Here is a 10800-nt window from a genome sequence, read left to right on the forward strand (position 1 = left end):
CGGCCCTTCCTACAACATCTCGAGCAGGCGTTGGGTGGCGGCGCGGGATCGGCGGCCGGTGCGCAGGTACTCGTCGAGGAACTCGCCAGGGTCGTCGCCGCCGAGCAGCCGGACCACGCCGGCCAGTTCCACGCCGTGCCGGGGCAGTTGGTCGCCGGCGCGGCCACGGACCAGCATCAGTGCGTTGCGGACCTGCGCGGCCAGGGTCCAGCCGGCCGCCATCGCCTCGGCGTCCGCCGGGTCCACCAGGCCCGCGTCGCGGGCGGCGTCAAGCGCGTCGAGGGTACGCGTACCGCGCAGCTGCGGATACGCCCCCGCGTGCCGCAACTGGAGCAGCTGCACCGCCCACTCCACGTCGGCCAGGCCACCCCGGCCCAGCTTGGTGTGGGTGGCCGGATCGGCCCCCCGGGGCAGCCGCTCGGTCTCCACCCGCGCCTTGATCCGGCGGATCTCGACGAGTTGCTCGCGGGTCAGCCCGTCGGCCGGGTACCGGACCGGATCGACCAGCTGCTCGAAGCGGGTGCCCAGCTCGGCGTCACCGCAGACGCGGCGGGCCCGCAGCAGGGCCTGCGCCTCCCACACACGGGACCAGCGGGCGTAGTACTGCCGGTACGCGGCGAGGCTACGCACCAGTGGACCTTCTCGGCCCTCCGGACGCAGGTCGGCGTCGACGCCGAGCGCCGGATCGGGGGCGGGCATGCCGAGCAGCCGGCGCAGTTCCTCGGCGATGGCCTGGGCGGCAGCACTGGCCGCGCTCTCGCTGACACCCTCCGACGGCTCGTAGACGAAGAGCACGTCGGCGTCGGAGAGGTAGTTGGACTCGTAGCCGCCGAGCCGGCCCATCCCGATGACCGCGAACGCCAGTTCCGGCATGGCCGGCTGGGCGGCCCGGGCAGCGCGCAGCGCGGCGGCCAGGGTGGCGTCGGTGACGCTGGCGAGCGCGGAGCCGACTGCCGTGATGTCGGCCAGGCCGGGCGCGGCGCGGTCACCGTCCGGACGCGACGGGGCCAGCGACCCGGCGCGGCTGAGCACGTCGGCGCAGGCGAGGCGGAGCAGTTCCCGCCGACGCAGCGCGCGTACCGCCCGGATGGCCTCGACCGGGCCGTCGGCGTGCCGGGCCGCGGCTGCGACGAAACCCTCGCAGAGCACCTCTCGCGGCCGGGGCCTCAGCTCGCTCTCCTCGGCCAGCATGCGCAGCGCCTCCGGCTCGCGGGCCAGCAGGTCGGCGACGTAGCGGGAGGAGGAGAGCACCCGGGCCAGCCGGCGGGCCACCGGCCCGGAGTCGCGCAGCAGGCGGAGATACCAGGGGGTGCTGCCGAGGGAGTCGGAGACCTGGCGGTAGCTGAGCAGGCCACGGTCCGGTTCGGGGGCGTCGGCGAACTCGCTGAGCAGGACCGGCAGCAGGGTGCGCTGGATCGCCGCGGTGCGGCTCACCCCGCCGGTGAGGGCCTGGAGGTGACGCAGCGCGCCGGCCGGGTCGGCGAAGCCGAGGATCTCCAGCCGGTTGCGAGCTGCCTCCGGGGTCAGCCGCAACCCGTCGGCCGGCACCCGGGCCACCGACTCCAGCAGCGGCCGGTAGAGCAGTTTGGCGTGCAGTCGGCGTACCTTGGTGGCGTGAGTGACCCACTCGGCGCGGAACTCCTCGACGGCGCTGCGCCCCGGGGTGGCGGTGTAGCCGAGCGCGGCGGCGAGCCAGCGCAGCGCCCTCGGTTCGATCGGCACGGTGTGGGTGCGTCGCAGGCCCTGTAGTTGCAGGCGGTGCTCGACGCCGCGCAGGAAGCGGTAGCCGTTCAGCAGCGCCTCCCCGTCGGCCCGGCCGACGTAGCCGCCGGTGACCAGCGCCCGCAGGGCGGGGATGGTGCCGGGGGCGCGAAGCGACTCGTCTCCGCGCCCGTGCACCAGTTGCAGCAGTTGCACCGCGAACTCGATGTCGCGCAGCCCGCCCGGGCCTCGCTTGATCTCGCGTTCCAGCTCCTTCGGCGGGATGTTGTCGATGATCTTTCGCCGCATGGCCCGGACGTCCTCGACCGCCTCCGGGCGCTCGGCCGCCTGCCAGAGCAGGGGTGCCAGGGTGTCGATCCACTCCCGGCCCAGCGCCAGGTCACCGGCGGCCGGGCGGGCCTTGAGCAGGGCCTGGAACTCCCAGGTACGCGCCCACCGCCGGTAGTACGCCAGGTGGCTGGCGAGCGTACGCACCAGCGGTCCCCGGTTGCCCTCGGGACGCAGTGCCGCGTCGACCGGCCAGGCGACCAGGCCACAGATGTGGATCAGCCGGGTGGCCAGGGTGGTGGCGGTGGTCAGGTCGTCATCCTCGGCGGCCACGAAAATCACGTCGACGTCGGAGACGTAGTTCAGCTCGCCGCCGCCGCACTTGCCCATCGCCACCACCGCGAGCCGAGGGTGCCGGGTGCCCTCGGGCAGTTCGCCGACGGCGATCGCGTACGCGGCCGAGAGAGTGGCGTCGGCCAACGTGGAGAGCGCGGCCATCGTCTCTTCCAGGCTGCGCCCGCCGGTCAGGTCCGCCGCCGCGATGCGCAGCAGCGCCAGCCGGTACGCGCGACGCAGCGCGGCGATGGGACTGCCGGCACCAGCCCGACCCCGCCCGGAAGCCGCAGCCCGACCCGGCCCGGAAGCCGCAGCGCGGTCCGGCGGTGTCGCAGACGCCCACCCCGGGTCGAGCCGCCCGTCGGCGACCGGGGCGAGCCCGTCCGGCCCGGTGCGCAGCATCGGCCACTGGTCGGGGTTGGCGACGAGATGGTCCCCCAGCGCGGAGGAGGCGCCCAGCACAGCGATCAGCCGGCGGCGCAGCCCCGGATCGTCGGCCAGGGCAGCGAGCAGCGCGGAACCCGCGCCGATTCCGGCGGAGCCACCGGTCGCCATGCCGCCCGTAGCCGCCGAACCGCCAGTGCCGGCACCACCGCCAGCCCCGCCCGCCCCGCCATCCCCGCCCGCCCCGGCAGCGCCGCCCGCCCCGGCAGGCCCGCCATCCCTGCCCGCGACGGCTGCGCCGGCAACGCCGCCCGCCCCGGCTGCGCCGTTCGTGCCGGCGCCACCGTTCGTGCCGGCCTCGGCCCGGCGCTCGGCCTCGACGAGCCGGTGCAACTGGCGCAGCGCCAGATCCGGATCGGCGGCCCGGGACAGCGCGGTGAGCAGCTCCCGGGCCCGCTCGTCGGTGGGTTCCTGCGGCTGTGGTCGCCACAGGCCGAGCCCGTCGGGGCCGAGCAGGTCGGCGGCCCGGGCGCCACCGTCGTCGGCGGCGATGCCGAAGCCGTAACGGGCCAGCCGGCCGCTGGTCGGCCGGCCCATCACTGCCCGAGCAGCGGCAGGTTGCGGCGCGACGCGGCGTCGTCCAGCTCACCCAGAGCGAGTGCGGCGAACCGGGCGGCGAACGGCTGCCACACGTCCTCGATGTCGGCCAGCACCGCCTGGCAGGCGTCGATCACCAGCTGCGGGTCGTAGCCCAGCTCGGCCAGCAGTGCCGAGTCGGTGGCCCAGTCGGCGATCATCGCGGGGTCGCACTCGATGTGGAACTGGAGGCCCCAGGCCCGGTCACCGAGGCGGAACGCCTGGTGCGGGTAGCGGGTGGAGGCGGCCAGCAGGGTGGCCCCGACGGGCAGTTCGGTGATCTCGTCGACGTGCCACTGGAGAACGTCCGGGATCAGCGGCACGTACCGGAAGAGCGGGTCGTTCTCGGCGGCGTCACGCCGACCGACCACCGCGGGCCCGACCTCCGGCCCGGACGGACTGCGCTCGACCGTGCCAGCGTGCGCGGTGGCGAGCAGTTGCGCCCCGAGGCAGATGCCCAGCGTCGGCGTACGGTGCCGGACCGCCTTGCGCAGCAGCCCCTCCACGGCCGGGAACCACGGCGCCCCGGGCGATCCGTCGGGGTGCGGGTACGCCTGCCGGTCGCCGCCGAGCACCACCAGCGCGGCGTACCCGTCGAGGTCGGCGGGGAGTTCGTCGCCCGCGTGCGGACGGGTCACCGACAGGTCGAGGCCGGCCTCGGTCAGCCACTCGCCCAATCGGCGTACGTCGTCGCCCGGGTCGTTCTCGATCACCAACGCGGTTGCCACGTCGTCGAGGCTATCCGGTCGGGCCGACAGCGGCTGTGCGCGGGACTAGGCTCTTGCGCTGTGTCCGACCACACCGCCCTCGATGACGTGCTGCGCCCACCGGCGCTGTGTCCGGGCGACACGGTGATGCTGGTCTCGCCCTCGGGGCCGACCCGCCCCGAACGGGTGGCGCGGGGCATCGAGCTGCTCACCGGCTGGGGGCTACGACCGGTGCTGGCACCGAACGTGTACGCCCGGCACGGCTACCTGGCCGGCCCCGACGCGCTACGGGCGGCCGACCTGAACACCGCCTTCGCCGATCCCGAGGTGCGCGGGGTGATCTGCACCCGCGGCGGTTACGGCGCACAGCGGGTGGTGGACGCCATCGACATGGCCGCGGTCCGCCGCGACCCGAAGGTGGTGGCCGGTTTCTCCGACATCACCGCGCTGCAACTGGCGCTGTGGCGGGGCGCCCGGCTCGCCGGAGTGCACGGACCCGGAGCGGCCTGGCGAGACGAACGGACCCCACTGGCCTCGGCGGAGTCGCTGCACGCGGCGCTGACCACCACCGAGCCGATCACCGTCGCCGCCGTGCCGGCCGAGGAGACCTTCGACGTACGCGTGCCGGGGCGGGCCGTCGGCCGGCTGCTCGGCGGCAACCTCTGCCTGGTCGTGGCCTCGCTCGGCACCCCGGACATGCCCGATTTGACCGGAGCGGTGCTGCTGCTGGAGGACGTGCAGGAGCCGCCGTACAAGGTCGATCGGATGCTGACCCAGCTGCGCCGCGCCGGCGCGCTGACCGGGCTGGCCGGGGTGGCGGTGGGCCAGTTCAGCGACTGCTCGGACGGCTGGCCGGTGCGGGTCGCCGACGTGCTGACCGAGCGGCTCGGCGACCTGGGCGTGCCGGTGCTGGGCGGCCTGCCGATCGGCCACGGCCCCGGCCAACTCACCGTCCCGGTGGGCACCCTGGCCACCCTCGACGCCAACGCCGGCACGCTGACCGTCGCCCCCGCCGTGCGCTGACCGCCTGATCAAGATCGGCTCCATACCGTCGGTATGGCGGTATCGCCGTGGCCCGGATACCGCCATACCGACGAAACGGAGTGGATCAAGCCAGGCCGGGCACGGCGGCCAGGCCGGGCACGGCGGTCAGGCGATGCAGGCGCAGACGATGAGGGCGGCGCCGAAGTGGCTGGCGGCGCTGACCCGGGCCACCGGATGCGGCTCGTCGGAGCCGAAGACCTCGCCGAGCCGACCCGGGGTGAGCAGGTCCAGAACGAGGAAGGCCAACGCCATGATGCCCAGGCCGATCAACCCGAACAGCACCGTCGAGGCAAGGCCCTTGGCGAAGTCGTGGTAGCTGGTCAGGATCGCGGTGAACACGATCGCGGCGACGCCGAGTTGGTTCGCGGCGAGCAGCAGGCCCGCGTTGGTGTTGCGGCGTACCCAGATCAGCTCGCGCAGCTTACCGGGCGTGAGCAGGTCGACCAGCACGAACCCGGCGGCCATCAGGCCGACCCCGACGACTCCGAACACCACGCTCTGCCAGGCACCGCTGAGCAGGTCCTCCAGCACCGACTGCCTCCCCGACCGTCTCCGGCCGGCGGGACGCCGGCACGGTGATCGAGACGATAGCGGGGAGACGCAACGCCGGGCCGAGCGGCGCGGGCTACAGCGACAGGTAGTGCTGGCGCTCGTACGGGGTGACCTGGCGGCGGTACTGCTCCCACTCGGCGCGCTTGTTGCGCAGGAAGAAGTCGAAGACGTGCTCGCCGAGCACCTCGGCGACCAGCTCGGAACCGGCCATCACGTCGATCGCCTCGGCGAGGTTCTCCGGCAGCGGCTCGTACCCCATCGCCCGCCGTTCGGCGCTGGTCAGCGACCACACGTCGTCCTCGGCGCCGGGCGGCAGCTCGTACCCCTCCTCGATGCCCTTCAGCCCGGCGCCGAGCAGCACCGCGAAAGCCAGGTAGGGGTTGGCGGCCGAGTCGGGCGAGCGGATCTCCACCCGGGCCGAGTTCGGCTTGCCGTACGCCGGGACGCGGACCAGCGCGGAGCGGTTCAGGTGACCCCAGCAGACGTACGCGGGACTCTCGGTGACCCGGTCCGGCAGCGCCTGCGGGAAGAGCCGCTTGTAGGAGTTCACCCACTGGTTGGTGACCGCGGTGTACTCGCGGGCATGGGTGAGCAGACCGGCGATGAAGGCGCGGGCCACCTTGGACAGCTTCATCGGGTCACCGGCGTCGTGGAACGCGTTGCGCTCCCCCTCGAACAGCGACAGGTGGGTGTGCATCCCGCTGCCCGGCTGGTCGGTGAAGGGCTTGGGCATGAAGCTGGCCTGCACACCGGTGGAGAGAGCCACCTCCTTGACCACGTGCCGGAAGGTCATGATGTTGTCGGCGGTGGTCAGCGCGTCGGCGTAGCGCAGGTCGATCTCCTGCTGGCCGGGGGCGACCTCGTGGTGGCTGTACTCGACCGAGATCCCGATCCGCTCCAGCGCGAGCACCGCCTGCCGGCGGAAGTCGCGGGCCACCGCGTGGGTGGTGTGCTCGAAGTAGCCGCCGGTGTCCACCGGGACCGGCACCGTGCCGTCCGCCGGCCCGTCCTCAAGCAGGAAGAACTCGATCTCGGGGTGGGTGTAGAAGGTGAAGCCCTTCTCGGCCGCCTTCGACAGCGCCCGGCGCAGCACGTGCCGCGGGTCGGCCCAGGCCGGGCCACCGTCGGGGAGCAGGATGTCGCAGAACATTCGGGCGCTCTCGCCGCTGACCCCGCCCTCGAAGGGGAAGACCTGGAAGGTGGTGGGGTCGGGCATGGCCACCATGTCCGACTCGAAGACCCGGGCGAAGCCCTCGATCGCCGACCCGTCGAACCCGATGCCCTCGTCGAAGGCGGACTCCAGCTCGGCGGGGGCGACGGACACGCTCTTGAGCGTGCCGAGCACGTCGGTGAACCAGAGCCGCACGAAGCGGATGTCCCGCTCTTCCAGCGTACGGAGGACGAACTCCTGCTGACGGTCCACTGTCCCAACCTTCCGCGACTCAATGTCCGCCTTCGACCGGGCCTTGCCCGGCCTGACCGACCAGTCTCCACCGGTGCGGTTACGCAGACGTTACGCGAATCGCCGCCGTCGCGCCCCGCGCAGTCGCACGGCGGTAGCGCGGCGGAAGGTGTGCCGGCGCCCACGTGTCGACCTCACCCCGCTGGGGCAAGATGAGGACATGCCCACCCTGCGTCTCGCCCTGTGCCAGGTCAACCCCAGCGTCGGTGACCTCAGCGGCAACGCCGAACTGGTCCATGCCTGGGCCCGCCGGGCCGCCGACGCCGGCGCCCAACTGGTGCTCTTCCCGGAGATGGCACTGACCGGCTACCCGGTGGAGGACCTGGTCTTCCGGCGGTCCTTCGTCGCCGCGTCGAAGGCGGCGCTCGACCGGCTCGCCGCCGACCTCGACGCCGACGGGCTGGGCGAGTTGCCGGTCGTGGTCGGTTACCTCGACGCCGACGGACCGCCGCAGGTCAGCCCGGACGCCGAGCCCGGTCGAGGGGCCCGCAACGCGGCCGCGCTGCTGCACCGGGGCGGGATCGTGGCCACCTACTTCAAGCATCACCTGCCCAACTACGGCGTCTTCGACGAGGATCGCTACTTCGTGCCCGGTGACATGCTCACCGTGGTCCGCCTCGGCGGGGTGGACGTGGCGCTGACCATCTGCGAGGACCTGTGGCAGGCCGGCGGTCCGTTCGCCGCGGCCCGGCAGGCCGGCGTCGGGCTGGTCGTCAACATCAACGGCTCGCCGTACGAGCTGAACAAGGACGACCTGCGGCTGCCGGTGGTCCGCCGCCGCGCCGCCGAGGCCGGAGCCACCATCGCGTACGTCAACATGGTCGGCGGCCAGGACGAGCTGGTCTTCGAGGGCGACTCGATGATCGTCGCGCCGGACGGGGCGCTGCTGACCCGGGCGCCGCAGTTCGTCGAGCACCTGCTCGTACACGACCTGGAGCTGCCGGCGGCGGGCGACGGCGGCGACGCGGACGGCGTGCAGGTCGCCGACGGGCTGCGGCTGGTTCGCCGTACGGTCGAGGGCATCCCGTCGGCGCCGTCCAGCCCGGCGGCCGTCGGCGGAATCATCGAGCCGGTCGCCGACGAGGCGGAGGTGTGGCAGGCGTTGGTGCTCGGGCTGCGCGACTACGTCAACAAGAACCGCTTCCCGTCGGTGGTGCTCGGGCTCTCCGGCGGCATCGACTCGGCGGTCGCCGCGGCCATCTCGGTGGACGCGATCGGCGCCGACCGGGTGATCGGGGTCTCCATGCCCAGCCAGCACTCCTCAGAGCACAGCCGGTCCGACGCGGCGGAACTGGCCAAGCGCACCGGGCTGGACTACCGGGTCGAGCCGATCCAGCCGATGGTGGACACCTTCCTGGCGAACATGTCACTGTCCGGGGTGGCGGTGGAGAACCTTCAGGCCCGGGTACGCGGCGTGATCCTGATGGCCCTCTCGAACCAGGAAGGGCCACTGGTGCTCACCACCGGCAACAAGAGTGAGCTGGCGGTCGGCTACTCGACCCTCTACGGCGACTCGGTCGGCGGCTTCAACCCGATCAAGGATGTCTGGAAGACGCTGGTCTGGCGGCTGGCCAAGTGGCGCAACGCCGAGGCGGCCCGGTCGGGCGAGACGCCGCCGATCCCGGAGAACTCGATCGGCAAGCCGCCCAGCGCCGAGCTGAGCCCGGGCCAGCTCGACAGCGACACACTGCCCGACTACGACGTGCTCGATCCGATCCTGATCGGCTACATCGACGGCGACCTGGGCCGCGAGGGTCTGGTGGCCTCCGGCCACGATCCGGCGGTGGTGGACAAGGTGCTGCGGATGGTGGATACCGCGGAGTACAAGCGCCGCCAGTCCGCACCCGGCACGAAGATCTCCATGAAGGCGTTCGGCCGGGACCGGCGCCTGCCGATCACCAACCGCTGGCGGGAGGACGGCTGAGGATCCGCGAGTGAAATCCTCCACTCCGCCCTGCCGCCGGTCGCCGGAGCGGTGCGACGATCGCGGTGGAGCCCGGGGACCGCGTACGCGGCCTCGAGGAAGGAGAAAGTCATGGTGGAATCCACCCCGGCCGAGGTGACCGCCCTCTACGGCGGCCCGGTCACCCGTCGGGTCCGTACCCGCGATCTGATCGCCGCCAAGGAGCGCGGCGAGAAGTGGGCGATGCTCACCTCGTACGACCAGTACACGGCCGCGATCTTCGACGCCGCCGGCATCCCGGCGCTGCTGGTCGGCGACTCGGCGGCGAACAACGTCTTCGGCTACGAGACGACCCTGCCGGTGACCGCCGAGGAGCTGCTGCCCCTGGTCCGGGCGGTGGTACGGGCCACCCGGCACACGCTGGTCGTCGGTGACCTGCCGTTCGGCTCGTACGAGGAGGGGCCGACCCAGGCGCTGCGCACCGCCGTCCGGTTCATGAAGGAGGGCGGCTGCCACGCGGTGAAGCTGGAGGGCGGCCGCCGTTGCGCCGACCAGGTCGCCGCCATCGTCGGCGCCGGCATCCCGGTGATGGCGCACATCGGCTTCACGCCGCAGAGCGAGCACACCCTCGGCGGCTACCGGGTGCAGGGCCGTGGCGACACCGCCGAGGAGGTGATCGCCGACGCCCGCGCCGTGGCCGAGGCGGGCGCGTTCGCGGTGGTGCTGGAGATGGTGCCCGGCGAGGTCGCCAAGCGGATCACGGCCGAGCTCACGATCCCCACGGTGGGCATCGGCGCCGGCCCGGAGACCGACGCCCAGGTGCTGGTCTGGCAGGACATGGCTGGTCTACGCGCCGGCAAAACGCCGCGCTTCGTGAAACGCTACGCCGACCTGGCCGGCACGCTGAGCGAGGCCACCCGACGCTTCGCCGACGAGGTCCGCGACGGCCAGTTCCCCACCACCGAACACACTTTCTGAGTACGCCCCGGCGGCGCCCGCCACACGACGGACCGCCGCCCCGCCCACGCCCTCGCTCCGCCCCGCCCCGCCCCGCCCGCGCAGGGCTTCGTCGCCCTGTCGGCGGGCCCAACGGGCCCGGCTGTTGCTTCCGTCGGCCCCTCCGCGATATCAAGCCTTGAGCAGGCAGAACGGGTGCCCGGCGGGGTCGAGGTAGACCCGCCACCGGTCACCGCCCGGCTGAAAGTCGGCCTTGGTGGCGCCCAGCGCAAGCACCATCGCCTCGGCCTCGTCGACATCATCGACGGCGAAATCGAGGTGCAGCTGCTGCGGGCTTCGCTGCGCGGGCCAACTCGGCGGTTGGTAACCATCGACGCGCTGGAAACCGATGAAGAGACCGTTCTGCCCACGGAGGCCCACGAAATCGTCGGTGAAGTCGGACGAGATCTCGGATCCGGTGGCCTGCCGGTAGAACTCGACCAGCGCCGTCGGATCCGGACAATCAAAATTTATCGCCGTGACGGTCAGCTTCGGCGGCATGAGCTGAGCCTAGCCCCGCCACCTGCTTGCGGGATCCGATTGTCCACCGCGATCCACCTGTCGAGTGAGGCGAGAACGGCACCGCGCAGCGCCACAGCGGGCTCCGTGCACGGCGACGTAAGCGGCGAGGGTCAGGGCGGCCGAGGGTCAGGGCGGCCGAGGGCGGGTTGCCGGCCCGCCGCCGGTGGACCCGGCCTTGCGGATTCGCGTGGCTGACGGCCGCGACCCGCTGGCCCTGCTCGCCGCCGCGCCGGGCTGGGCACGCCTGCTGCGACCCGCGGCTCGTCGTT

The 10800-nt window shown here is 73.0% G+C and carries 8 protein-coding genes; 3 read left to right on the top strand and 5 right to left on the bottom strand.

What is annotated here, in order from left to right; genetic code table 11:
- Positions 1–9: 9 nt before the first annotated feature.
- Together Vqi01_RS03300 and Vqi01_RS03305 are read right to left on the bottom strand one after the other, a co-directional pair.
- Positions 10–3306, bottom strand: a complete 3297-nt coding sequence (locus tag Vqi01_RS03300) for a bifunctional [glutamine synthetase] adenylyltransferase/[glutamine synthetase]-adenylyl-L-tyrosine phosphorylase (RefSeq protein ID WP_239098144.1) — start codon at positions 3304–3306, stop codon at positions 10–12.
- Positions 3306–4073: a type 1 glutamine amidotransferase gene (locus tag Vqi01_RS03305; protein ID WP_204032832.1), complete on the bottom strand. Its 768-nt coding sequence runs from the start codon at positions 4071–4073 to the stop codon at positions 3306–3308. The genes Vqi01_RS03300 and Vqi01_RS03305 overlap by 1 nt, the downstream gene beginning before the upstream one ends.
- A gap of 126 nt (positions 4074–4199) precedes the next feature.
- Between Vqi01_RS03305 and Vqi01_RS03310 the strand changes: the two genes are divergently transcribed.
- Positions 4200–5075 (top strand): S66 peptidase family protein, encoded by an 876-nt coding sequence (locus tag Vqi01_RS03310; RefSeq protein ID WP_204032868.1) that lies wholly within the window; start codon positions 4200–4202, stop codon positions 5073–5075.
- A 126-nt stretch (positions 5076–5201) separates the two neighbouring features.
- On the opposite strand, the gene Vqi01_RS03315 is transcribed toward Vqi01_RS03310, so the two are convergent.
- Together Vqi01_RS03315 and glnA are read right to left on the bottom strand one after the other, a co-directional pair.
- Positions 5202–5627 carry a DUF350 domain-containing protein gene (locus Vqi01_RS03315; RefSeq protein WP_204032834.1) on the bottom strand — a complete coding sequence of 142 codons (426 nt, stop codon included), beginning with the start codon at positions 5625–5627 and terminating at the stop codon, positions 5202–5204.
- 94 nt (positions 5628–5721) lie between these two features.
- The gene (gene glnA / locus Vqi01_RS03320) at positions 5722–7071 is read right to left on the bottom strand and encodes a type I glutamate--ammonia ligase (protein WP_204032836.1); all 1350 of its coding nucleotides are present in this window, start codon (positions 7069–7071) and stop codon (positions 5722–5724) included.
- Between the two features lie 199 nt (positions 7072–7270).
- Here glnA and Vqi01_RS03325 point away from each other — a divergent pair, with 199 nt between their 5' ends.
- Both Vqi01_RS03325 and panB read left to right on the top strand, forming a co-directional pair.
- A complete protein-coding gene (locus Vqi01_RS03325; protein ID WP_204032838.1) occupies positions 7271–9034 on the top strand; it encodes an NAD+ synthase in 1764 nt (587 codons plus the stop codon).
- A 111-nt stretch (positions 9035–9145) separates the two neighbouring features.
- Positions 9146–9991, top strand: coding sequence for a 3-methyl-2-oxobutanoate hydroxymethyltransferase (panB, locus tag Vqi01_RS03330; RefSeq protein WP_204032840.1), 846 nt, complete (start codon positions 9146–9148; stop codon positions 9989–9991).
- A gap of 150 nt (positions 9992–10141) precedes the next feature.
- Here panB and Vqi01_RS03335 read toward each other — a convergent pair whose 3' ends face one another.
- Positions 10142–10510 carry a VOC family protein gene (locus Vqi01_RS03335; RefSeq protein ID WP_204032842.1) on the bottom strand — a complete coding sequence of 123 codons (369 nt, stop codon included), beginning with the start codon at positions 10508–10510 and terminating at the stop codon, positions 10142–10144.
- Positions 10511–10800: the final 290 nt, after the last annotated feature.

This window comes from Micromonospora qiuiae, from assembly GCF_016863555.1.
GTDB lineage: Bacteria > Actinomycetota > Actinomycetes > Mycobacteriales > Micromonosporaceae > Micromonospora > Micromonospora qiuiae.

Coding starts and splice junctions, on each gene's coding strand:
- Vqi01_RS03300 (WP_239098144.1), bottom strand. CDS start 3,306: ATGGGCCGGCCGACCAGCGGCCGGCTGGCCCGTTACGGCTTCGGCATC.
- Vqi01_RS03310 (WP_204032868.1), top strand. CDS start 4,200: ATGCTGGTCTCGCCCTCGGGGCCGACCCGCCCCGAACGGGTGGCGCGG.
- Vqi01_RS03325 (WP_204032838.1), top strand. CDS start 7,271: ATGCCCACCCTGCGTCTCGCCCTGTGCCAGGTCAACCCCAGCGTCGGT.
- panB (WP_204032840.1), top strand. CDS start 9,146: ATGGTGGAATCCACCCCGGCCGAGGTGACCGCCCTCTACGGCGGCCCG.
- Vqi01_RS03335 (WP_204032842.1), bottom strand. CDS start 10,510: ATGCCGCCGAAGCTGACCGTCACGGCGATAAATTTTGATTGTCCGGAT.